Genomic DNA, 23041 nt, shown 5'->3' with positions numbered 1-23041 from the left:
ATTTTCAACTATATACACTCTCTACTCTTGCCACTATCGATGTTTCTTACACAAACATGACAGTTATGTAAGGCACATAAGTAAAGACATCAGAATTTAACCTAATGTACTAAAGTACTTTGTTACTATAACATTGGGATATCATGCCATCCATTCATTCTCCTTACAGGAACATTACAATTTTGTAAGGTTAAAAATGCCCCCACAAAGTTGTGCATGAAATGTCGGATGGAGCTATTTCGTTCCTGATATTCTATATACAAAGGAGGTCATATAATGGATTCACTTAAAAATATGAATGCGGCAATGCAGTATATTGAAGACAACCTTACACACGAAATTGATTTTAAAGAAGTCGCAAAAATAGCTTTCTGCTCCGAATATCATTTCAAAAGAATGTTTTCTTTTCTAGCTGGCATATCACTATCAGAATATATTCGCTGTAGACGTCTTACCCTTGCTGCCTTTGAACTAAAAGATAGCAATGCAAAAGTCATTGATGTCGCTATAAAATATGGCTACAACTCACCAGATTCATTTACACGTGCATTTCAAAATTTGCACGGAATAACGCCTTCAGAAGCTCGAAGTACTAGTCGTTCTTTGAAAGCTTATTCACCAATGACCTTCCAACTATCCATTCAAGGAGGAAATGAAATGAACTATCGAATTGAAGAAAAAGGGCCATTTCAAATCATTGGTATACAAAAACGAGTACCGATTGTTTTTAACGGTGTAAACGAAGAAATTGCTTCTATGTGGAAAAGTTTAGACAGCCAATCAATCGAAACATTAAAGTCCCTTTCAAATATTGAACCTACCGGAATTATTAGTGCTTCTACGAATTTTTCTGAAGGAAGAATGGAGGAAAAAGGCGAACTCGATCACTATATTGGAGTAGCCACAACGAAAGATTGTCCAAAGCAATTCAAACAACTTGAAGTCGCAGCTTCAACATGGGCTATATTTGAAGCTGTCGGTCCATTTCCTGATGCATTACAAAATGTGTGGGGACGTATTTATTCCGAATGGTTCCCTTCTTCGAATTATGAACTAGCGGAAGGACCCGAAATATTATGGAATGAAAGTAAAGACGTATCCTCACCGAATTTCAGAAGCGAGATATGGATACCTGTTTTAAAAAAGTAATATAAAGGTCTAAAATTTTTCAAAATAAAGAAGCTGCTCTTCCTCTTTAAAGGAAAAGCAGCTTTTTATTTTATACTTCTTCTCGACTCGTTCTTATACAAGAAAATAGTAATAATCGCAAGCACTATAATAACTACCAAAGTAAATACTCTATAGTTCGAGATCGTAGCAGTACCGATTAAAAAGGCAGGTATAACAGCCATAATTAAGCCACCAAACATACCGACAAACGATCCTACACTTTGTTTTACTATTTGAGTTTCTGATACCCAATCATAATAACCAAATCGATTATTAATAAAAATCCCCCATACTGCCGAAAAGAATGAATATGTTATCGGTGTTATTACGATTAAAAGAGAACTCCAAATATCTAGTTTTAACCCTATTATTAGTAATACGGAACTGATAAGTGATGCAGGTATACTTAATGAAAGATTCATAAGTATTTTACTGTCATAAATCATCTTTGGCGTAATAGGTAACGACTTAATAATCCATACATTTTTTCCTTCTAATGACAATGACACACATGTTGTACACGTCATCGAAATCGCTGCTGCAATAGCAAATGGCGCAACCTTTTGCAACAGGGTCTCAATTCCAGGGTACGCTATTAATTGACTTGGTCCTACTACAACTATAGCTAGCGAGAAAGCTATAGCCATCACGACTCCCATTCCACTATTTATGACATACACTGTAGAAGAGAAGAAACGTTTCAGCTCTTTTTTATACAATGCGACCAATACACTTTCTTTTCTCATGCCATGAATCTCATAATTTGAAAGCATATGATAAGTGGTAATCTCTGTATTTATTTGCTTATATTTTAACGAAAGTATTTTTACAAAAAGATAATACCAAATAACTGATATCCCAACGAATAGGATGAAAGCTACAATATCAGCATGAACAATTGCTTTTTGAAACATGTTAGCTAATGGATACACTTTAGTTAGTTGCTCTGAAATAATTGCACCTATTCCGTTCATATCATTAAGACTATATTGAGCATTTCCGCTTTTTAGCATAAAGAAACCGAATGTAATAATTACTATAAAACTTAAAGTCGTAGTTATTTTATTCGTATTTTTAAATTTAGAAGCGATTGCCGTAATAGCAGCTCCAAAAATCGCTGCTATTGTTGTTGGAATTAAAGATGCTATAAACATACTGATGAACCACATAAAGTAAAAAGAAACTGATGGCCTCTCATGTATGCCATAAACAACTCCCATTGGTAGCATGATTATGATTGAAAAGATCGTATTCAGCAAATATAAATACAAAAACCTACTTGTAATAACTGTACTTACACGAATCGGTAATGACATTAAAAGATCGTAATCCTTAAAAGCAAAAATCTCTCCATTTGCCTTAAATATAGTGAAAAACAACGTCAATACACTGCTGATAACTAGTGCATAAACTGGGATAATTTCACTTATTCCTAGCTTCACCAACCCATATGCCGAGGCCCCACAATATAGCATTAACATGACACCAACTAAGGCAATAGATGCTGACAGTAAAATCTTATTCTGCTTCTTCTTTTTATCTTTTTCGTATTTAAAAGTATTTAAACCAAGCTGCGTTATCAAGCGGATTTTTAAAAGACCTAGACTACTAATATTCATTAGCAAGCTCCTTCATAAAGAGCTCTTCCAATGATCCTTCCTTTATTAAAGAATTCACTTCCCCTGAAAGTGCTAATTTCCCTCTATTAATCATCGCTATTTTATTACATAACTTCTCCGCCACATCTAAAACATGCGTAGAAAAGAAAATCGCACTTCCCTTTTCACAAAGCTCCTTCATAATACCTTTCAACACTACAGCAGCCTTTGGATCAAGACCGACGAAGGGTTCATCTAAAACTAATAATTTCGGTTTATGCAAAACCGCTGATATAATCGCCACTTTTTGTTTCATACCATGTGAATAAGAAGATATTAAATCACCTAGGTACGGTGTAATCTCAAAAGCATCTCCATACTTTTGTATCTCCTTTTCCCGATCTTTTGCAGACACTTTAAACACATCCGCAACAAAGTTTAAATATTGAATTCCTGTTAATTGCTCATATAAATCTGGATTATCGGGAATATACGCCATTACTCTCTTACATGCAATCGGATCCTTTTTTACTGAATATCCATCAACAAAAATTTCACCCTCTTCAAAATCTATAACTCCAACTAACGACTTAATTGTTGTACTTTTCCCCGCACCGTTATGCCCAATAAATCCAAAGATATCTCCTGCTTGAACAGTAATATTTAACTGATCTACTGCTTTCTTACCACCTTTGTATGTCTTGCTAAAATTTATAATTTCTAACATGTGATTTCCCCCAAACTATCTCTCGGATAAAAAACAAAATATTCAGATTATCAAGCTTTTAATTTTACTCAGCAAGTTTTGTTTGTTATCCTCACTGAGTATTAGAACCTGTTAACACATAAAAACTATAAATATATAATTTGATTAGTGTAGTTCAATCGCTTATTGCTTACAATTGCATTTCTTTTTTATACAAAACATAAGAATATAAATTCGTTATGATGACAGCAACTACTATAATTCCAAGCATCATATAAGATCTCCAATCAGCTGGCGCGAAAACACTTATAATCATAATAAGTCCTAAAGCTACAAATACTTTTCCACTAAATCGATGTGTTTTCCGCCATACTTCTTCATTACTTAACGTCCAAGGATTACGCATCCCAACGAAAAAGTTAGGCTTACACTGCGGTAAATAATTACCCATCACTAAAAATAAAACACCAACTAATAATTCTGGAACTCGATTAATGAATAAATTATATCCTAGTCCACTTGTAATAATATCTATATTTCCTACAAATAGTAGCAATAGTATCCCGTTATTCATCATCATAAAAGCTTTAGAAAATTTCTCGTAATTTGCTTTCCTTGGATCAATCTTTGGTATCACATTTAGAAATACATATAACGCAATCATAATTCCAACCATAGAAATCATTCCGTAAAGTTTAGAAGAATAGCCATCTACCTTACCACCACTCCAATGTGTCGCGATTGTATCCGGCAAATGTGGCCAAGCAAACGCCCATGCGATACAAGTTATAAGAACTAATATAATTGCAAAAAGATGTTTTTTCATTTCCCCTCTTCCCCCTTATTCGTAAACGTAAACACCCAAGTCAATAAATCTTGAAATACAGTTGTGTTTAAAGAGTACATAACGAATTGTCCTCTTTTTTCATCTTGGATAAGTTCAGCATTTTTAAGCGCATTTAGGTGATGAGAAATACTTGGCTTTGTCATATTGAACTGTTCAGCAATTTCGCCAGCTGTTAAATCGCCTTCTTTTAATAAATCTAAAATTTTTCGCCTTGTCGGGTCTGCTAATGCTTTAAATGCTTGATTCAATGTCTTTCTTCCTTTCGATAATTAGACATTTAGATATTTATCTAAATGTTAAAATATTTTCAGTTAATTGTCAATTGTATCCCTAGCCCTTTTTACTTTTTCCACTTTTGACCTATATTGTTTACTAGCTTATATTTCAACATAATGAAAAGACGAGAAACACATGATACACTATAGCTACAATTGTTTTTTTAGGAGGAATATACATATGTATAAAATTTTAATCGTTGAAGACGATCCAAATATTTCATCATTACTACAATCTCACATTCAAAAATATGGCTATGATGCTGTTGTTGCGGAGAACTTCGATGATATTATGGAATCGTTTAACGCTGTGAAACCACATCTTGTTTTACTTGATGTAAACTTACCAAAATTCGATGGTTTCTACTGGTGCCGTCAAATCCGTCATGAATCTACTTGTCCAATTATTTTCATTTCGGCACGTGCTGGTGAAATGGAACAAATTATGGCGATTGAAAGCGGTGCGGACGATTATATTACGAAGCCGTTCCACTATGACGTTGTAATGGCGAAAATCAAAGGTCAATTACGCCGTATTTACGGTGATTATGCACCAAATATTTCTGAACGTATCGTTGAAGTTGAAGGACTAAAACTATTCCCTGAGCGTCCCGAAATTCATTTTGGCGCTGAGCAAGTTCTTTTAACGAAGAAAGAGGCAATTTTAGCAGAAATGTTATTATCTAAATTCCCGCGTACAGCGAGTCGTGAAGATTTACTAGCCGCTCTTTGGGACGACGAAAGCTTCGTTGAGGAAAATACATTAAACGTAAACATCACGCGTCTTCGTAAAAAGTTCAATGAGCTTGGTATTGAAAATGCTATTGAAACAGTACGTGGACTTGGGTATCGTTTTAACGCAACTTGGAGTGAATAAGCATGAAGCTATTTTTACGTGATCATTTTGCATTTTTCCTACTATATGTATTAAACTTCGGAATCATTTTCGTTCTTTATGATGCAGTAGACGGATTTCAAAATAATAAGTTTTACTTCATCGTTTTAAGTTTATACTTATTCATCTGTTTCCTCGCTTATCGTTACGTTCGTAACCGTAGAATGTATCACAGATTAAGTGAACCACCAGAGAAACTGGAAGATGCGTTTATTGAAAGAGCGACTGCTCCTATGCCACACGGTGTAAACGAGCTCGTTCGTACGCAATATCGTCTATTCCAAAAAGACCTACAAACATTCGAAGTAAAACAGCAAGAACACCAATTATTTATTAACCATTGGGTGCATCAAATGAAAACGCCTGTTTCTGTTATGCAGCTTATGGTGCTTGAAATGGAAGATGAACATTTAATCCCTAAATTCAAAAAAGAGCTAGAGCGATTAAATCAAGGGCTCGATATGGCTTTATACATGGCAAGATTAAATAACTTCCATGAGGACTTCCATGTTGAGACGATTTCATTAAAAGATGCTGTAACAAAAAATATTAACGGATTGAAAGAATTATTCATTCGAAACGGAGTCTTCCCCGTTTTAGAAGTTCATTCAGATTTAAAGGTTGCTTCTGATGCGAAATGGCTAAAGTTCATCATTTATCAGTTAATGACAAATGCAGTTCGCTACTCTGGTGAGCGCGGAAAGAAAGTTTTCTTATCAGCTTATCGCAATGGTAAAGATATTATTTTGGAAGTTCGTGACGAAGGCGTTGGTATTCCGCAAGAAGATATTCGAAGAGTATTTGAACCTTTTTACACTGGAAAAAACGGTCGTGCATTCGGAGAATCTACTGGTATGGGGCTTTATATTGTAAGTAAAATTTGTGATTATTTAGGTCACTCTGTGAAACTAGACTCTGAAGTTGGTAAAGGAACGACGATTAAAATCATCTTCCACAACGCTGCAAATAATCAAGCAGAAAATACAGAGAAGGTGACCGAAGCATGACCATAACATATGCTAGCAAAATGTATGAGAATTTACTCTCATACATTTTTTGCAATAAGACTACATATCGGCCTGCTAACGGGAGGCATATATTATGACATTTTGGCAGTTTGCATTTAAAAATGTAACGCGCAACTCAAGAGCTTATTTTGCCTATTTTTTAAGCAGTTCCTTTTCCATTGCTGTGTTCTTTTCGTTTGCTGTTTATTTATTTCATCCGAAATTACAAAACTCCAATATGATCTCTGAAGTTTCAGGATTAATGATTTTTTCAGAAGTTGTCATTGTCTTGTTCTCTTTTTTCTTTTTACTATATTCAATCGGATCGTTTTTAAAAGTACGTAAAAAACAATTCGGCGTTTTGACCGTTTTAGGAATATCAAGAAAACAATTACACCGTCTCGTTTTCACTGAAAATATGTTAATTGGTATTTTATCTATCTTTTTCGGTATGCAGTTTGGACTTGTCTTTTCGCAGTTTTTCTTATTAGTAACAGCGAAAATTACACATCTACCAGGGATATATTTATATATCCCTACGAATGCTTTCATTTTAACGACGATTGTGTTTCTTGGTCTCTTTATCGCTGTATCTTCATTTACACCCCTGCTAATTCGTACGAAAAAGACGGTAAACCTTTTAAAAACTAATGCTGGGAAACAAAAGGAAAGAAAACCATCCATATTTATCTCTCTATTTGGCGCTATCTGTTTAATAGGTGGCTACGCTTTAGCGAGCAAACCAATATATTTCGTATCAATAAGCCCACAAATAGGAATGGTTTATATGCTTTCAAGTATTTTCGTCATTCCGGCACTCGTTTCAATCGGAACATATTTCTTCTTTTCGCAAATTAGTTTCTTGCTCATTCACCTGTTGAAAAAGAGACGGAATTTTTATATGAAGCGTATTAATATGCTCTGGATTTCTGATTTAGCTAGCCGCATTCGCTCAAATATTAATATGCTTTTCGTTGTGGCAATGCTATCTACAATTGCTTTTACGATGATTACATTTTTATATGGGTTCGGGAAATTTATGAAGCTTGATGTTGAACGAAATTCACCATTCGCATTTTCATATTTCTCATTTGATGAGAATCCCTTTACTTCCCAGCACTTAAATTGGCTAGAAAAACAATTAGAAGATGGGCAATTCTCTTACGACAAAATTAAAGTAGATTTATACGCTACGCCTGTAGAAGCGAAAAATAATACAGAAATTTATTATGACACATATGCCATAAAGCAAAGTGACTATAATAAACTCGCTACGTCATTACAATTACAAAAACTATTTATAAATGAGAATGAAACATATATATTATCTGGAGCAGCATATGTCCCATTATTTACTTCATTCGATCCAAATTACAATAGAACACATATTACACTCGCTAATACAAATTATAAGCTACAAATAAAAGGGATCAAAATAGATAATACCCTCCCGTCTACTTTTGCTTATGAAACATTAGTATTATCTGATTCTGCCGTTAACAATTTACCAACTAACACTAAACATGTGACAGTCTATAATTACAACGTAGAAAACTGGGAGAATACATACGCTATTGCTGATGAGTTTGTAAAACGAGCAGATAAAGACCGCGCGAGTATCAAGCACGAAGGATCTCTCGTTCGTATTTTTGAATCAGGTAACTCTTTATACAGAATCAAATCCGGAAGTGCTTCCTACTTCCTTATTGGTACATTCCTTGGGATCATTTTCTTTATTGGAGCTGGTAGTGTACTGTACTTCCGTATGTATACAGATTTAACAAACGAGCAAGAAAAATATGTAACGATTACGAAGATTGGCTTAACAGAATCAGAAATGAAGCGTTCAGCGACCATTCAACTTGGAATCTTATTTTTCGTTCCATACATTATGGCTTCTATTCATACGATGTTTGCGACAAAGATGTTGCAAGATATTATTAACTTATCATTGTTCGCTGAAATTACGGTTGTACTTGTGATTTTTGGAACAGTTGAGATTATCTTTTTCCTATTAATTCGTTCACTTTATATGCAAAAATTATCGCAACATATTAAGTTTTAAATAAGCAAAAGGTGAGCTTTATGAAAAGAGTATGCGGACCCCCTCATACTCCTTTCACATTAACTCTATTAGGAGGTTTAGGCGCATGACATTTTGGCAGTTTGCATTTAAAAACGTGACGCGGAACGCCAGAGCTTATTTCGCCTATTTTGTAAGTAGTGCGTTTTCCATTGCAATTTTCTTCTCGTTTGCAGTTTATTTATTTCATCCTAAATTGCATATGACAGGCGTGAATGCTGCTCTGAACATATTAATGACAATCTCAGAAGTTGTCATTGTATTCTTTTCATTTTTCTTTTTACTATATTCAATCGGTACTTTCTTAAAAGTACGAAAAAAACAGTTCGGGATTTTAACAGTACTTGGCATATCTCCAAAGCAATTAAAGAGGCTCGTATTTCTAGAAAACATGCTAATTGGTGGCCTATCCATATTTTTCGGCATTCAATTTGGCCTTGTCTTTTCACAGTTCTTTTTATTAGTTACCGCCAAAATTACGCATGTGCCTGGTTTATATTTATATTGGTGGCCTACAGCTGCTATCGTTTTAACTATAATTATCTTTCTTGGACTCTTCATTCTCGTATCATCTTTTACACCGATGCTAATCCGTACGAGAAAAGCTGTACGTCTTTTAAAAGAAGGAACAAAACAAAAAGAAAGAAAAGCATCTGTACTCATCTCTCTCTTTGGTGCGATATGTTTAATATCTGGATATGTTTTAGCAGCAAACCCACTATATTTTATGTCACTAGGAGATATCGCTGGGCTTTTGTACGCTGCCTCCTGTATATTTGTCATCCCATCACTTGCTGCAGCTGGGACATATTTTTTCTTCTCACAAATTAGCTTCTTACTCATTCGCATATTAAAGACGAGAAGAAAATTTTATATGAAACGTATTAATATGCTTTGGGTTTCTGATTTAGCAACTCGGATTCGGACAAATATTAACATGCTCTTTATCGTGACGATGTTATCGACACTCGCTTTTACAATGATTACATTCTTATATGGGTTTGGGAAATTCACAAAGTTTGATGAAATAAGGCAAAACCCTTTCCCGTTTACTTATTTATCACATACTGAAAATACGTTAGCTGATGAACATTTAAACTGGTTAGAGCAAAAATTTAACGAAGAGCAGTTTGCTTATAAGAAATTTAAAACGGATATATATGAAGTGTCTTCGGCAGAAGATAACACACAGCTCTATTATGCCATTAAACAAAGTGACTATAATGTACTTGCTAAAGCATTAAATTGGGAAACGCTCACCGTAAGTAATAATGAGTCTTATATCCTTATTAAAGACATAGATGATCAATTCATTGGAACAGTTTTTGATCAAGAAAAGAGAAATACTCTGACACTTACTCAAAATTCTTTACAGCTACAAGTGAAAGAATATAAAAGTTATAACCCTTTCCCGAATAGCTTAATATCACAACTTCTCGTATTATCTGATGAAAATGTAGAAGCCTTATCAACCGCTTCAAAACAGATGAGTCTATATAGCTTCAAAGTTCCAGATTGGGAAAAGGCACATAATATCGGTTCAGCATTTATAACAAAAATTGATACTGACAATGCAGCTATTCAGGCAGAACATCCACCGTTTCATGCAAGTGAAGCAAGCGATTCTCTATACAAAACAAAATTAAATGTTGCTTCGTTTTTCTTAATTGGTACTTTCCTAGGTGTTATTTTCTTTATCGGAGCTGGCAGTGTTCTTTACTTCCGTATGTATACAGATTTAACAAATGAGCAAGAAAAGTATATAACGATTACAAAAATCGGTTTAACAGAAGTCGAAATGAAGCAATCCGCTACAATTCAACTTGCGATTCTTTTCTTTGTTCCTTACATTATGGCATCGATCCATACGATGTTTGCGACAAAGATGTTACAAGAGATATTACATCTATCATTATTCGCTGAGATTACAGTTGTACTTGTAATCTTTGGAACGGTTGAAATTATCTTTTTCCTTTTAATTCGTTCCTTTTATATGCAAAAATTATCACAACATATTAAGTTTTAAAAATAGAAAGGTGATTATTATGGAAGAAGTATTACACATAAAAAACGTCTCAAAAGTGTATGAAGGAAAAGTCCCTCATACTGCTTTAAAAAATATAAATTTACATGTAGATAAAGGAGAATTTGTTGCTATCATGGGACCATCTGGTAGCGGTAAATCTACATTTTTAAACGTTATCTCTACAATTGACTCCCCTACTTCTGGTGATGTCGTGATTAATGGAAAAAAACCGCACACATTTCGTAGAGAGAAACTAGCTATTTTCCGCCGCCAAGAGTTAGGGTTTGTTTTCCAAAACTTTAACCTATTAGATACACTAACAATCGGTGAAAATATCGTACTGCCTTTAACTTTAGATAATGTTCCTTTAAAAGAGATGGACGAAAAACTCGATAACATTTCAAAGAAACTTGGAATTGATCATATTTTGGACAAGCGTATTTTTGAAGTTTCTGGAGGACAAGCACAGCGTACCGCGGTAGCACGCGCTGTTATTCATCATCCGTCACTTCTACTTGCGGATGAACCGACAGGAAACTTAGATTCTAAAGCAGCAATTGATGTAATGGAGCTATTTACGAAATTAAATAAAGAAGAGGATGCCACAATTTTAATGGTTACTCACGATCCGTTTGCAGCAAGTTATTGTAACCGCGTTATTTTCATTAAAGATGGTGGGCTTTACAATGAATTACATCGCGGACTATATCGCGAGAAATTTTATCAAGAAATATTAGATGTTTTAGCATTATTAGGAGGAAGGCGTGGATGACGTTTTGGCAATTTGCATTTAAAAATGTCTCGCGTAATTCTAAAGCATATTTTGCTTATTTTGTAAGTAGTGCTTTTTCTATCATGGTTTTCTTTTCATTTACTGTATACGCGTATCATCCACGCTTACAAAATGTACAAAGCTTTCAAGAACGGGATCCTCTAATGAACTTAGCTAGTACAGCACAGCTTGTGATTGTTATGTTCTCGTTCTTCTTTCTCTTATATTCAATTGGAACATTTTTAAATGTACGGAAGCAGCAATTCGGGATACTCACGATTCTCGGTATCTCACAGAAACAATTAAAAAGACTGTTATTTACTGAAAACATGATAATCGGGATATTGTCCATCTTTATCGGTATACAAGGTGGCCTAGTGTTCTCTAATTTTTTCTTATTAGTCACTTCAAAATTAACAAGTGCGAAAGGTCTCTATTTATATTGGCCAACAGAAGCGATTATCGTGACAACCGTAACGTTTATCATTTTATTTTTAATCGTTTCTACATTTACACCTATGTTTATTCGGACTCGTAAAACAGTCCATCTTATTAAAGGGAACAAGAAAGTGACAGCCGAAAAAAGGCCGTCTATACTCATTTCGATATTTGCTTTAACTTGTTTAGGATTATGTTATTATATTGCTGGTTATCCACAAGGCTACGTAACCGAAAAAAATGTGCAAAACGGATCTGTCTTCTTTATTATATTATCTATTTTGCCACTCGTAGTAGTCGGAACATATTTTTTCTTTTCACAAACATTTCTTCTTTTTATCTATATTTTAAAGAAGCGTAGAAAGTTTTATTTGAAACAAATAAACATGTTATGGATTTCAGACTTAGTTGCTCGTACCCGTAGTAATATTAATGTACTCTTTATCGTTTCTATGCTATCTGCGCTTGCATTTACGATTATTATCGGACTATTTGCTGCGAATAATAATACAAAAGCGTCGATACTAGAGCGATATCCTATTCCCTTCACATACAAATTAGAAGGGGATCATTCCCTTGAACGAAAGCACGTTAATACTATTGAATCCGAACTTTCCAATGCTCATTTTCAATATAAAAAATATAAATTTACGCTTTTAAAAGATAATGCTTCAAAAGAAGAGATTGCAATTATGAAAATGAGTGATTATAACGAAATTGCTAAGCAGTTAAAGAGACCTACAATCACCCTTGATTCAAAAGAAGTTTACATTATTTCTGGCTATTCACCAGAGCTATTAAACCTTGTATCAAATCCATTTGTAAAACAAAATACAATTACGCTTGAATCCAATAAAAAGGAGTTTTATATAAAGGGATTTATTAACAAAGGAATAGCGCCACCATTTGCATTAGCAAATTTAGTTATTATGCAAGATTATGCAATCGATACTATGATTCCTCATATTGAAACCATTACAGTTTATAACTACTTCGTGGATAATTGGGAAAATGCAATTATTCCAACGAAAAATATATTAAAAAGTATTAGTAATGACACCGAAAAATATTATGAGGCACATAAAGACGATAAGCATGCATCTCCCGTCCCTTTTAATATTTATACAGCTACTGATGAGTTACTCCATAATAAAGAAAATGCAGTTGCTCAATTCTTTATTTGGGCATTTCTTGGCTTTATCTTCTTTATCGGTGCGGCTAGCGTTTTATACTTCCGTATGTATAACGACTTAACGAATGAAAAACAAAAGTACATTACGATTACAAAACTGGGCTTAACTGAATCAGAAATGTTTCGCTCCGCAACGATTCAATTAGGAATTTTATTTTTCGTTCCTTACATCGTTGCTGGTGTTCACACGTTATTTGCGGTTAAGTTTTTACAAAGCATGTTTTCTTTCTCGTTACTAAAAGAGTTACTGATTGTACTCACCTTTTTCGGGATTATCGAGATTATTTTCTTTTTCTTAATCCGCTCTCTGTACATTAATAAATTATCACAGCATATAAAAATATGAATAAAATAGCCTTGTGCATATTGCACAAGGCTATTTCCAATAGTTTTTAATAATTAGCAGTATCCACCATAGCCGCCGCCATATCCACCATAACCGCCGTAACCACAACCACCGCCGCCTCCGCCGAAGCAGCTAGCACCGATGATAATTAATAAAATAAACAATACGATTAGAAGCGCAAAACCGCCGCCGCAGCCACGTCTACGGTCGCAATCATCATGTCTGCGGTTACAATCATCATGTCTGTGTTCACACTTTTCGCTCATTACTCTATTCCTCCTTTAGTATCATTCATAACAAGTTCAACTTGCTCTAAATGAGGGGATTCCATTTATATTATGTTTTCAGGGCAAATCGGAAGCTTGGCACTCCTAAAAACGGGCTTGTTTCATGAAAAGAGCCCCAACACAAAAAGAGGATACCTTTAAATAGGCACCCCCTTCTTCTAAACAAACATATTAAGTAAAAGCGCAAAGCCGAATGCAATAAATGATAACAATGTCTCCAGCACCGTCCACGTTTTAAACGTTTCTTTTACTGTCAAACCTAAATACTCTTTTACAAGCCAGAATCCTGCATCATTTACGTGAGAAAACATTAATGAACCTGCACCGGTTGCAATAACGAGTAATTCTAAATTTACACCAGACATGTGCTGAATAACCGGTGAAACAATTCCAGCTGCTGTCGTTAATGCTACAGTAGCTGAACCTGTTGCAATTCGGATTAATCCCGCTACCATGAACGCTAAGACGATTGGTGATAATGAAATATGTTCTGCCATTTGAGCGATGGCTGTTCCAACGCCGCTTTCAATTAATATTTGTTTAAATCCACCGCCTGCACCAATTATTAAAATAATGGAACCGACAGGTAGTAAACTTTCATCTGTTAATTTTTTAATCATCTTTTTATTAATTCCTTGTTTTATACCAAGCAAATAAAACGCTGCGAAACATGAAATAAGTAAAGCGATTACCGGACTTCCTACAAATACTAAAAATTCAGTTATTTTTTTCGGTAATGAAATATATGGTGCGACTACTGATAAAATCATTAAAACTACTGGCAGTAAAATAATAAAAAATGAAACTTTACGACTCGGTAAATCAGTTGATACTGTCGTAACTCGAACAAGCTCCGGTTCATTTTCAGGTATAACCCTCTTATGTACCCACTTTGCAAATACCGGTCCTGCGATAATTGCTGTTGGTAACGCGATAATTAATGAATACAATAGTACCTTTCCTAAATTCGCATTATAAATACCGATTGCTGTCATCGCACCTGGATGCGGCGGCACTAGCCCATGTACAATCGATAATCCAGCAATAACAGGTAACGCAATTAACAATATATTTTGTTTCGTTGTTTTTCGAATTGAAATAACAAGTGGTAATAAAATGACGATTCCCACTTCAAAAAACACTGGAATACCTATAACAAATCCGGCGAATAACATTGCCCAAGGTAATTTTTTCACCCCGAAGAATCGAATGAAGAAATCTGCTACTTGCATGCCAGCCCCTGAATCGGACATCATTTTCCCTAAAATTGTTCCGAGAGCCAAAATACCAACTAAATGCCCTAGTACACTACCAACACCAGTTTCATAGGCAGTAACAATTTTGGTCAAGTTCAACCCAGACATAATAGCTAAAAATAGACTAGCAACTGTTAGACTAATAAACGCATGCCATTTCCACCATGATACCCCTAAAATAACAATTGCGATCGCAATTAACGTGACGATTAATAAGTATATATCCATATCCCATTCCCCTTCGATATGAAATTTTTTTACAAAAAAAGAGGGAATTGGTCCCTCTTCACTTTTTACACATCATAATTTACAACGTAATGCTGCATTTCCGTATTGTAGTAGCCTTCACTATATTCAATTACTTCTCCAACTTCATCGTAAGAATAGCGCATACGTTTTAATAACGCTGTTCCCTCTTTTTCTCCTAACGCTTCTGCAACGAAATTAGGCGCAAATCCAACAGCGAATTCATCTCTGAAGTTTTCTAAATGTATACCACGGTCCTCGACTAGATCATAAAGCGATTGTAAGTCAAAGTCCGCTAAGTCTGTACTTGCCATTTGTGCTGAGAAATAGTGCGTATAATGAATGTACGGAGTATCATTTAAAGCATATAGGCGCTCAATACGAAAACTCTCTTTACCAAACAAACGAAATGGTACTGTTCCTTCTTCATTATGAACCACTTCTGCCTTTAGCAATTTCTTTTGTACTTTATAGCCTTCTTCCACTAACACTTCTGTAAATTTCTTTCCCTTTGAAAGCTTTGTCGCAGAAGTATTTCGAATGACTTTCGTTCCTTTACCACTTTTCTTTTCTAAATATCCTTCTTGAACGAGTTCTTTAATTGCGTTTCGCACTGTAATTTTACTCACTTTGAACTCTTCTTCTAATTGTGGTTCAGAAGGAATATTTGTATGAATGGCATAAACACCATGTAATATTCGATCACGAATAATATTTTTAATTTGTAAATATAATGGACCTCTTTTTCTCGTTACGTTCACCGTTACACCCACTACCTTTCTACATCACCTACTGATGCCGTCATTGCCCGAAGTATATCTTTCTCTGATGACATTGGCGTATCACCGACGATTGTATGTGCAAGCATTCCAGCTGCTGACGCAAATGAAACAGCTTTCTCTGGTGCAAACTCTTCTATCTCGCCATGAATAATTCCGCTCGTATAAGCATCTCCAGCACCTATTCTATCATATACAGAAAACGTAAGTGTTTTGGCAAAAGTGAACGTCCCATCTTTACATATGAATCCGCGAAGTGAGTGTGTATTATCGCTATTAATAGAACGATGTGTCCCAGCAATTGTAGCGATATTATATATTTCAGCGACTTTTGGAATAAGATCAACAAGCTGTGCTTCTCGCTTCGTCTCTTCCGTTTTCATTCCGAGAACAAACATCGCATCTTTTTCATTCATCATTACAATATCGGCAAGGCCTAGCATTTCTTCATAATGAGGTTTCGCCTGTTTATACCCATCTTCTCCCCAAAGCGATGGACGATAGTTGCAATCGAAAACGACAGTGCCTCCATTTTCTTTAACTGCCTTCGCCAAAGATTTCATATGATGGCGCACAGTATCATTCATCGCAAGGGTAATCCCGCAAAAATGAACGATATCAATTTCTTTTGCGATTTCTTCAAATTGGTACATCTCTTCACATGCCGTATTGAAACTACTTTCTAATCGGTTCGAATATGTAACGCGGCTTGCGCGTGCTCCAAATCCATTTTCTAAAAAGTACATACCAACATATTTACCGCCTCTTGAAACAAACGGTGCTTGAATGCCTAACTTTTGAATATGTGATACCGCAGCATCCCCAACAGAGTTTTCCGGTAAAGTTGAAATAAGAAAACCTTCATGCCCTAGATGAGAAAGTGCTGCTGCAACGTTCACACCTGTACCTGAAAATGAGTAATTTAATGTGTTTGCTTGCGATAGCAATTCATATCCTGGCACTTGCAGGCGCATCATTACTTCACCGAATGCTGCAATTTTCTTACGCATATTGATCAACTAACTTCTTCACGACCGCTAGTAACTCACGAACATCTTCTGTTTTCGTATTGCCAGTTTCTTTATCAATAATAGAAGAGTACACGTGCGGGATAACTTGCTCTACGTTTGCTTCTAATGCAATACGTACAATTGTTTCAAAGTTTTCTTTATCAATTCCGCCCGTTGGCTCTAATGCAAATCCTTCTTCCGCACATGCTTTCGCAACAGCGCGATATTCTTCTTCATGAGCTAAGCCTTTCATTGGGAAGTATTTCAATGAATTCCCACCCATATCACGTACAAGTGCGATTGCTGTTTTAATTGGAACGATTGCTTTTTCTTCTCCAGCTGCACTAATTGGACCAGTAGAAATATTTACGTACCCTACTTTTCCTGTTGGTGATACTAAACTATTAATCCAGCTATCTTTTCCGCCAAGATTTGCACGCGTCGCTCCAACTGAAGGGAACACTTGGTTAATATGACTACCAGGATAATGCTTCGCAATTTCAGCTACAACTGCTGCTTGGCGATTATCTCCTGCTCCAAGTCCGATTGATACAGCGTCATCAATTTCTTTTCCGTATGCTTTCATCGCAGTTACTGCTTCTTCTACTGTTGGATAATCTTTTGATAACACTCCAACGACTACATAACCTTCTGCTGCCTCAAAGATATCTTTCGCATTTCGGGTATTGTTCGCTAATACATTTAATGCTACGCGGCCTTTATAAAAACGTTTTTGAATGTTTGTCATCTTAGTTTCCCCCTACAATTTCTCTCATTTTTTCTTCAATCACATGTATGTCATCGCCTTGAAGTGGACGTGGATCAATATCAAAGAACCCTTGTCTTACTCCGTAATCACGTGTATAAATTGCGATTTCCCCTTCGCGTAATGCTGTTACAACGTCTTTTGCTGATTTATTTAACTCGTTCTCGTTAATATGAATACGCGCTCTAAAAATTGCTCTTCCTGCCTCATCTTGAACGATCGTTACATTTACACCGTTTAACTCTTTCAGCGGCATAAGTACTTGTAACAACTCTTTTTCTTGCTCACTCTTATCTTCTTTCACTCCGTACTCATCAAGCGCTTGAAGTAAGCCGAAAGTCGTCTCTTTCCCAACTTTCATACTTCTTCCGATGCAATGTAATTGCACTTTTAGCCATTCAATATATTTTCGTTTACCTCCGACAATACCAGAAGTAGGTCCTTCAATTGCCTTTGAACCGCTATAAATTGCAAGGTCTGAATACTTCACATACTTTTGAATATCTTCTTCAGCTGCCGCATCGACGATAAGTGGTACGTTATTTCGCTGCGCAACTTCCCATGCTTCTTCAACAGAAATCATATTTTTTTGTACTGCATGATGGGATTTCACATATAGAATCGCTGCTGTATTTTCACCAATCGCATCTTCAATATGCTCTGCTTTCCCTTCATTTGCGTAACCGACTTCAACGAGCTTACCGCCGCCTAAATAAATCATCGTTTCAACAGGAGCACCGTATTGAACGTTATGACCTTTTAACATAATCACTTCGTTTTTCAGGATTACCTCTTGATGAAGTCGTTCACTCTTACGACGATTTCCTTCTGTAACGATACCAGCGATAGAAAGCGCAATTCCGCTTGATGCTGAATTTACAACAACTGCTGCCTCTGAATCTAGAATTCTCGCAATATGGTCTCCCGCTTTATCTACTAAATCAGCAATTTCCACATAATTTTGTCCACCATGTTTCATCGCATCCATAACTGTATCTGTAGGAGCGGATACACCTAAAATACTCATTCTACCGCTCGCATTAATCACTCTTTTTAATCCGTACTTAGCATTCAATGAATGACCCATTGATTACAACCCCTTTCGTATCAATTCTTCTTTCAGCAATGCGCTGATCCCCTTCTGAATCAATTAACGTAATCGGCTCATCTTTCACCGTAAATAAAGTTAAGTTTGCAATATCGCCTTCTTGAATACGACCAAGCTCTGGTTTTTTCAGCCACTCTGCCGCATTTTTCGTAACTGCATCAATTACTTCTTCTAGCGGATAACCTAAGTAAAGGAATTTCGAAAGAACGTTAGCCATACTGTAAACTGGACCGTGTATACGATTCTTCCGGTAAATATCTGTACTAATCGTATTAAGGGCAATGCCGTAACGCTTCGCTGCCTCTGCTACTTTAAAAGAAAAACTAGCATTACCATGCCCAACATCTAAATGAACACCGCGTTTCACTGCATCTAATAACACAGATATCGGTTTTCCTTCTTCATCAAATAAATTATTTTCTTTCCCATTTAAGTAATGTGTAATGACATCATCTTTTTCTAAAAGAGGTACAACTTCCTCAATACGCGGAGGAGCTGAACCGATATGTACCATAATCGGCAATGATGTTTCACGAGATAAAGAGCGCGCTACGTGCAGCGGTTCAATTCCGCTATCACAAACGACACTTTTACTCATTCTCGCTTTTAATCCAACGATTACATCTTTATACTTTTCTACTGCATCTATTACTTTCTCTTTATCTATCCATTCCATATTGGATAATTCATCAATTCGTTTCAAACCGATGCGAGAAATATTTAAAAAGGCAAATAAATTCGTTTTTGCCTGTTCTCTACTTTGTACTAAATCTGCGATACGATCAGCTCCGCAGCTTCCCGCATCAACAATTGTCGTTACCCCTTGCTTAACGCCAATTTCATCTACCTCATCGCCATACGGATCAAACTCTGGAAAAGCATGAACGTGCAAATCAATCCAGCCACTCGATACGTAAGTACCTGCGTAATCAAGAACCTTTTCACCCTCGCCAGCACCAGCTTTCGTCACCTGTGCGATTTTATTATTTTCAACTACAATGTCAATCTCTTCCCCGTTCACACGCTTCACATTACGTAGCACGAATCGTTCTGTCATTGTATTTCCACCCTTTTCTATAAGAAGCCATAAGAATACGCTTACATTAAAGTTTCATTTTATATCTCTTTCACATATTTAGAGTATCATGAAAAAAAAGAAAAGTAAATATAACGTTATAATGTTTAATAGTAAATAAAAAAACAATCCACAAAATGTTGATAGTACAGGAAATTATATCAATGATTCGACAAGGAATATCGATTTACCGACAAAAAACGGCAATCTATTTCTTATATGCCAAAAGACTGACCCAAAACGGACCAGCCTTTTTCTCTATTCCTGAACCGTCACAATAACCCCGTCCATATTGTTCCCCGAAATTTCATACTGCTTATTCACCGGAACATTCACGTTCATACGATCTGAAACTTTATAATAAGAAACCGTATATTTCTTACCTTCAACCTCAGTTGAAACTTCTTTTTCCTCTTTTAAGAAGTCCAAATATTCCTCTAACGTAATCTTCTTTTTTTGCATAATTGCGCTATGTGGTAAGCCGACATAACGTATGTGCCACGGCTCATATTGAATGCCCGTAATATCACTTTTATTTTTCGGGTAGCGTAAAACAAATCCGTGCTTCCATACGTTCTCTTCAATCCATTTTCCTTCAGGAGCTTTCTCCATTTTCTTTTGAGTAGACCCAACGTCGAGTGATAACCCTAAATTATGTTCACTATATCCTGCTGGAAGTGCATAATCCGATCCCATTTCTTTATATAATTTACTTTGTTCTTGAAAATCTCGGTAACCGCTACTCATTAAGAAATGCTGTACTCCATCTTTCCCAGCTGCATCGACAACGTTCAAAAACTTTTTTACAACACCCTCTGATAAGCGAAGATTTCTATCAAATATTACATAGCCTCTTACTAATTCACTATTGTGATTTACATTGACAATATCGGACCTAACACTATCTTTTTTAACCGGATAATCTTTATTAACTAATAATAGATCACCTTTATAAATTTGTTCCTCTGTAACCTCTATCTTTTCAGTGTTCGCGGCTTTTACTTTGTAATCTTTTTCTGCAATTTTAACATCGATCTCCTTTTGAAATACTGGTGATATATAAAAGCCTACACATGCTGTACATACTATAAAAAGAGAAATAAATACCCACTTTTTCATTTCTAGTTCCTCCTTAACGTAACTTACGTATAGAATAGAAAAAACTATTAAAATAAAAAGTGGGGTAAAGTTTAAATTTTTATTAAATTGCTTTGCTCTCTTCTTTTGGTAATCTCACTTCAAATATCGTTCTAATTACGTTACTTTCAGCAGAGATTGTCCCATCATGCTGTTCGATAATATTTTTTGCGATAAATAGCCCAAGGCCTGTTCCGCCCTGTTGCTCTGACCTCGCCTTATCACCTGTATAAAACATATCAAATAAATATGGTAAATCCTCTTCTGGAATGCTATCGCCGTAATTAATAATTTGTACAACTACCTCTTCATGATCAATATATCCGTTCACATCAACAAACTTTCCATCGTATCCATAGCGAATCGCATTCGTTAAAAGATTTTCAAATACTCGAGCTAACAATTTCCCGTCACCGTTAATAGGTAAATGCGAATCCATATTCAATCTCGCTTCTAAACCTTTTTTTTCTAATAACGGATATAATTCTTCGTCTAACTGTATAAGTAATTCACTTATATCAATTGATCTTTTTTCAATTTGCAACATGCCATAATTCATTCTCGTTATTTCAAATAATTCATCAATTAAGATTTCAAGCCTTTCGGATTTCGTAAAAGCAATTGTAGAAAAATGTTTAATTTGTTCCTTCGTCAAATTCTCATCTTTAAGAATTAAATCTAAATACCCTAAAACAGATGTTAGCGGCGTTCTTAAATCATGAGCTAAGTTGACAATGAGCTGATCTTTACTACTTTCCGCAAAGTCTCCTCGTTCAACCGCTTCTTTTAATTTTTCACTCGCTACATTAATTTCGCGTGCGATATATCCAAACTCATCATTTGATGAAACACGAACTTGATTTGAAAAATCTCCGTTCGCAAGATGATGAATCCCGTTCGAAATCTCATCAAAATATTTTAAATACGGTCTAGTAAGGAAGAAGAAAAACATAATGGACAGAGGAATAAATACAATTAAAAAGAAATTAATGTCCCCAATTTGTCTTACCATTGAACGAAATTGGGCTAAAGGATCCTCATAACGAACTGCTAATTTATAATAGAGACGTAGCCCCTCATAAATTAAATACGTTACGCCACCAGCTAATATCATACTTAACGCAAATAGCATAATCATCTTCGAGCGAAAGCTTCTCATCGTTTTAGCCATTGAAAGTATAACCTACCCCCCACACTGTTTTTATTAACTTATCCTTTCTTTTATCTTCCCCAAGCTTTTTTCGCAAAGTACGGATATGTACCATAACTGTATTTCCACTTTCGTAATACCCTTCAGCCCATACTTGCTGAAAAATATTTTCCACACTGTACACTTTCTTCGGATGACTTGCTAATACATATAAAATATCAAATTCTTTTGGTGTTAATTCAATTGGCTCTCCGTACACATTTACTGTTCTTCGCTCAGGATCAATAGCGACTCCGCCTATTTCTAAAGCAGATTTATTCTCCGCTACTTTCGGCTGATTTAACGTAAGAAATCTACGCAGTTGTGCATTTACACGTGCAACTAATTCAATCGGTGTAAAAGGTTTCGTCATATAATCATCTGCGCCTAATACAAGACCTGTCACTTTATCAAAATCAGATGTTTTCGCACTTAAGAAAATGATTGGCATGTGGTGCTTGCCGCGAATCTGCCTCGTCACTTCATATCCATCCATTTTCGGCATCATAATATCTAAAACCACTAAGTCAATTGGCTGCGTTTGAATAATATGCATGGCTTCTTCTCCATCAGCTGCTTTAACGACGTGGTAACCCTCTTTTTCTAAATGTATCTCAATTAAATCAGCAATTTCCGCTTCATCATCAGCTATTAAAATTGAAATGCGCTTCATTTTAGTCCCCCTACTTTATTCTGTTTTCATACGCTCGATTTTAAACTAGTCTATCCAATTTGTACACTAAGAAAAGGCTACCCGTAAGAGTAACCTTGATAAATGAAATTATATCGGCGATTTTTTAAATATATCGACTTACCGAAAATTAACGACAAAA

At 35.6% G+C, this 23041-nt stretch carries 21 protein-coding genes; 7 read left to right on the top strand and 14 right to left on the bottom strand.

The window, feature by feature from the left end:
- Nucleotides 1–276: 276 nt before the first annotated feature.
- Nucleotides 277–1149, top strand: a complete 873-nt coding sequence (locus NSS74_RS00250) for an AraC family transcriptional regulator (protein ID WP_002143541.1) — start codon at nt 277–279, stop codon at nt 1147–1149.
- A 65-nt stretch (nt 1150–1214) separates the two neighbouring features.
- Here NSS74_RS00250 and NSS74_RS00245 read toward each other — a convergent pair whose 3' ends face one another.
- The 4 genes from NSS74_RS00245 to NSS74_RS00230 all read right to left on the bottom strand — a co-directional run bounded on the left by NSS74_RS00245 (nt 1215) and on the right by NSS74_RS00230 (nt 4569).
- Nucleotides 1215–2789 carry a permease gene (locus NSS74_RS00245; protein WP_340813072.1) on the bottom strand — a complete coding sequence of 525 codons (1575 nt, stop codon included), beginning with the start codon at nt 2787–2789 and terminating at the stop codon, nt 1215–1217.
- Nucleotides 2779–3495: an ABC transporter ATP-binding protein gene (locus tag NSS74_RS00240; protein WP_002089208.1), complete on the bottom strand. Its 717-nt coding sequence runs from the start codon at nt 3493–3495 to the stop codon at nt 2779–2781. Before NSS74_RS00240 ends, NSS74_RS00245 begins: the two co-directional genes overlap by 11 nt.
- Nucleotides 3496–3664: 169 nt before the next feature.
- Nucleotides 3665–4300 carry an SdpI family protein gene (locus NSS74_RS00235; RefSeq protein ID WP_061688374.1) on the bottom strand — a complete coding sequence of 212 codons (636 nt, stop codon included), beginning with the start codon at nt 4298–4300 and terminating at the stop codon, nt 3665–3667.
- Complete coding sequence (locus tag NSS74_RS00230; protein WP_002089211.1) at nt 4297–4569, bottom strand: autorepressor SdpR family transcription factor; 273 nt, start codon at nt 4567–4569, stop codon at nt 4297–4299. The genes NSS74_RS00235 and NSS74_RS00230 overlap by 4 nt, the downstream gene beginning before the upstream one ends.
- A 208-nt stretch (nt 4570–4777) precedes the next feature.
- Between NSS74_RS00230 and NSS74_RS00225 the strand changes: the two genes are divergently transcribed.
- The 6 genes from NSS74_RS00225 to NSS74_RS00200 all read left to right on the top strand — a co-directional run bounded on the left by NSS74_RS00225 (nt 4778) and on the right by NSS74_RS00200 (nt 13355).
- Nucleotides 4778–5473, top strand: coding sequence for a response regulator transcription factor (locus NSS74_RS00225; RefSeq protein WP_000276730.1), 696 nt, complete (start codon nt 4778–4780; stop codon nt 5471–5473).
- A gap of 2 nt (nt 5474–5475) precedes the next feature.
- Entirely contained in the window at nt 5476–6498 is a 1023-nt protein-coding gene (locus tag NSS74_RS00220) for a sensor histidine kinase (protein WP_002015836.1), read from the top strand.
- 94 nt (nt 6499–6592) lie between these two features.
- Nucleotides 6593–8563 carry an FtsX-like permease family protein gene (locus tag NSS74_RS00215; RefSeq protein WP_061688375.1) on the top strand — a complete coding sequence of 657 codons (1971 nt, stop codon included), beginning with the start codon at nt 6593–6595 and terminating at the stop codon, nt 8561–8563.
- A gap of 85 nt (nt 8564–8648) precedes the next feature.
- Entirely contained in the window at nt 8649–10607 is a 1959-nt protein-coding gene (locus NSS74_RS00210) for an FtsX-like permease family protein (protein ID WP_061688376.1), read from the top strand.
- Between the two features lie 19 nt (nt 10608–10626).
- Nucleotides 10627–11379: an ABC transporter ATP-binding protein gene (locus NSS74_RS00205; protein WP_000393251.1), complete on the top strand. Its 753-nt coding sequence runs from the start codon at nt 10627–10629 to the stop codon at nt 11377–11379.
- Nucleotides 11376–13355, top strand: a complete 1980-nt coding sequence (locus NSS74_RS00200) for an FtsX-like permease family protein (protein ID WP_002143552.1) — start codon at nt 11376–11378, stop codon at nt 13353–13355. Before NSS74_RS00205 ends, NSS74_RS00200 begins: the two co-directional genes overlap by 4 nt.
- Nucleotides 13356–13408: 53 nt before the next feature.
- On the opposite strand, the gene NSS74_RS00195 is transcribed toward NSS74_RS00200, so the two are convergent.
- The 10 genes from NSS74_RS00195 to NSS74_RS00150 all read right to left on the bottom strand — a co-directional run bounded on the left by NSS74_RS00195 (nt 13409) and on the right by NSS74_RS00150 (nt 22881).
- Nucleotides 13409–13621 carry a YjcZ family sporulation protein gene (locus tag NSS74_RS00195; protein ID WP_002129632.1) on the bottom strand — a complete coding sequence of 71 codons (213 nt, stop codon included), beginning with the start codon at nt 13619–13621 and terminating at the stop codon, nt 13409–13411.
- 179 nt (nt 13622–13800) lie between these two features.
- Nucleotides 13801–15126: a gluconate permease GntP gene (gene gntP / locus NSS74_RS00190; RefSeq protein ID WP_002167483.1), complete on the bottom strand. Its 1326-nt coding sequence runs from the start codon at nt 15124–15126 to the stop codon at nt 13801–13803.
- Nucleotides 15127–15191: 65 nt separating this feature from the next.
- Nucleotides 15192–15917 (bottom strand): GntR family transcriptional regulator, encoded by a 726-nt coding sequence (locus tag NSS74_RS00185; RefSeq protein ID WP_002015828.1) that lies wholly within the window; start codon nt 15915–15917, stop codon nt 15192–15194.
- Complete coding sequence (locus NSS74_RS00180) at nt 15917–16933, bottom strand: sugar kinase (protein WP_149191024.1); 1017 nt, start codon at nt 16931–16933, stop codon at nt 15917–15919. Before NSS74_RS00180 ends, NSS74_RS00185 begins: the two co-directional genes overlap by 1 nt.
- Nucleotides 16926–17681 carry a 2-dehydro-3-deoxy-phosphogluconate aldolase gene (gene dagF / locus NSS74_RS00175; protein WP_002191030.1) on the bottom strand — a complete coding sequence of 252 codons (756 nt, stop codon included), beginning with the start codon at nt 17679–17681 and terminating at the stop codon, nt 16926–16928. The genes NSS74_RS00180 and dagF overlap by 8 nt, the downstream gene beginning before the upstream one ends.
- A gap of 1 nt (nt 17682) precedes the next feature.
- Nucleotides 17683–18786: a DgaE family pyridoxal phosphate-dependent ammonia lyase gene (locus tag NSS74_RS00170; RefSeq protein ID WP_061688378.1), complete on the bottom strand. Its 1104-nt coding sequence runs from the start codon at nt 18784–18786 to the stop codon at nt 17683–17685.
- The gene (locus tag NSS74_RS00165) at nt 18764–19864 is read right to left on the bottom strand and encodes an amidohydrolase/deacetylase family metallohydrolase (protein ID WP_061688379.1); all 1101 of its coding nucleotides are present in this window, start codon (nt 19862–19864) and stop codon (nt 18764–18766) included. Before NSS74_RS00165 ends, NSS74_RS00170 begins: the two co-directional genes overlap by 23 nt.
- A 276-nt stretch (nt 19865–20140) precedes the next feature.
- A complete protein-coding gene (locus NSS74_RS00160; protein ID WP_061688380.1) occupies nt 20141–21001 on the bottom strand; it encodes a M15 family metallopeptidase in 861 nt (286 codons plus the stop codon).
- A gap of 82 nt (nt 21002–21083) precedes the next feature.
- Complete coding sequence (locus tag NSS74_RS00155; RefSeq protein ID WP_088040333.1) at nt 21084–22190, bottom strand: sensor histidine kinase; 1107 nt, start codon at nt 22188–22190, stop codon at nt 21084–21086.
- A complete protein-coding gene (locus tag NSS74_RS00150; RefSeq protein WP_002015820.1) occupies nt 22183–22881 on the bottom strand; it encodes a response regulator transcription factor in 699 nt (232 codons plus the stop codon). The genes NSS74_RS00155 and NSS74_RS00150 overlap by 8 nt, the downstream gene beginning before the upstream one ends.
- Nucleotides 22882–23041 lie beyond the last annotated feature (160 nt).

The organism is Bacillus sp. FSL E2-8868 (assembly GCF_038005505.1).
Taxonomy (GTDB): Bacteria; Bacillota; Bacilli; order Bacillales; family Bacillaceae_G; genus Bacillus_A; species Bacillus_A mycoides.
Note: the sequence above shows the minus strand (reverse complement) of the source record. Positions and strands in the feature narration are given on the sequence as shown.

Bases quoted from the DNA above. Each gene is read 5' to 3' on its own strand.
- NSS74_RS00200 (WP_002143552.1), top strand. From the start codon at position 11,376: ATGACGTTTTGGCAATTTGCATTTAAAAATGTCTCGCGTAATTCTAAA.
- NSS74_RS00165 (WP_061688379.1), bottom strand. From the start codon at position 19,864: ATGACAGAACGATTCGTGCTACGTAATGTGAAGCGTGTGAACGGGGAA.
- NSS74_RS00155 (WP_088040333.1), bottom strand. From the start codon at position 22,190: ATGGCTAAAACGATGAGAAGCTTTCGCTCGAAGATGATTATGCTATTT.
- NSS74_RS00225 (WP_000276730.1), top strand. From the start codon at position 4,778: ATGTATAAAATTTTAATCGTTGAAGACGATCCAAATATTTCATCATTA.
- NSS74_RS00240 (WP_002089208.1), bottom strand. From the start codon at position 3,495: ATGTTAGAAATTATAAATTTTAGCAAGACATACAAAGGTGGTAAGAAA.
- NSS74_RS00245 (WP_340813072.1), bottom strand. From the start codon at position 2,789: ATGAATATTAGTAGTCTAGGTCTTTTAAAAATCCGCTTGATAACGCAG.
- NSS74_RS00195 (WP_002129632.1), bottom strand. From the start codon at position 13,621: ATGAGCGAAAAGTGTGAACACAGACATGATGATTGTAACCGCAGACAT.
- NSS74_RS00170 (WP_061688378.1), bottom strand. From the start codon at position 18,786: ATGGGTCATTCATTGAATGCTAAGTACGGATTAAAAAGAGTGATTAAT.
- NSS74_RS00235 (WP_061688374.1), bottom strand. From the start codon at position 4,300: ATGAAAAAACATCTTTTTGCAATTATATTAGTTCTTATAACTTGTATC.
- NSS74_RS00250 (WP_002143541.1), top strand. From the start codon at position 277: ATGGATTCACTTAAAAATATGAATGCGGCAATGCAGTATATTGAAGAC.
- NSS74_RS00215 (WP_061688375.1), top strand. From the start codon at position 6,593: ATGACATTTTGGCAGTTTGCATTTAAAAATGTAACGCGCAACTCAAGA.
- NSS74_RS00180 (WP_149191024.1), bottom strand. From the start codon at position 16,933: ATGCGTAAGAAAATTGCAGCATTCGGTGAAGTAATGATGCGCCTGCAA.
- dagF (WP_002191030.1), bottom strand. From the start codon at position 17,681: ATGACAAACATTCAAAAACGTTTTTATAAAGGCCGCGTAGCATTAAAT.
- NSS74_RS00210 (WP_061688376.1), top strand. From the start codon at position 8,649: ATGACATTTTGGCAGTTTGCATTTAAAAACGTGACGCGGAACGCCAGA.
- gntP (WP_002167483.1), bottom strand. From the start codon at position 15,126: ATGGATATATACTTATTAATCGTCACGTTAATTGCGATCGCAATTGTT.
- NSS74_RS00160 (WP_061688380.1), bottom strand. From the start codon at position 21,001: ATGAAAAAGTGGGTATTTATTTCTCTTTTTATAGTATGTACAGCATGT.
- NSS74_RS00220 (WP_002015836.1), top strand. From the start codon at position 5,476: ATGAAGCTATTTTTACGTGATCATTTTGCATTTTTCCTACTATATGTA.
- NSS74_RS00150 (WP_002015820.1), bottom strand. From the start codon at position 22,881: ATGAAGCGCATTTCAATTTTAATAGCTGATGATGAAGCGGAAATTGCT.
- NSS74_RS00205 (WP_000393251.1), top strand. From the start codon at position 10,627: ATGGAAGAAGTATTACACATAAAAAACGTCTCAAAAGTGTATGAAGGA.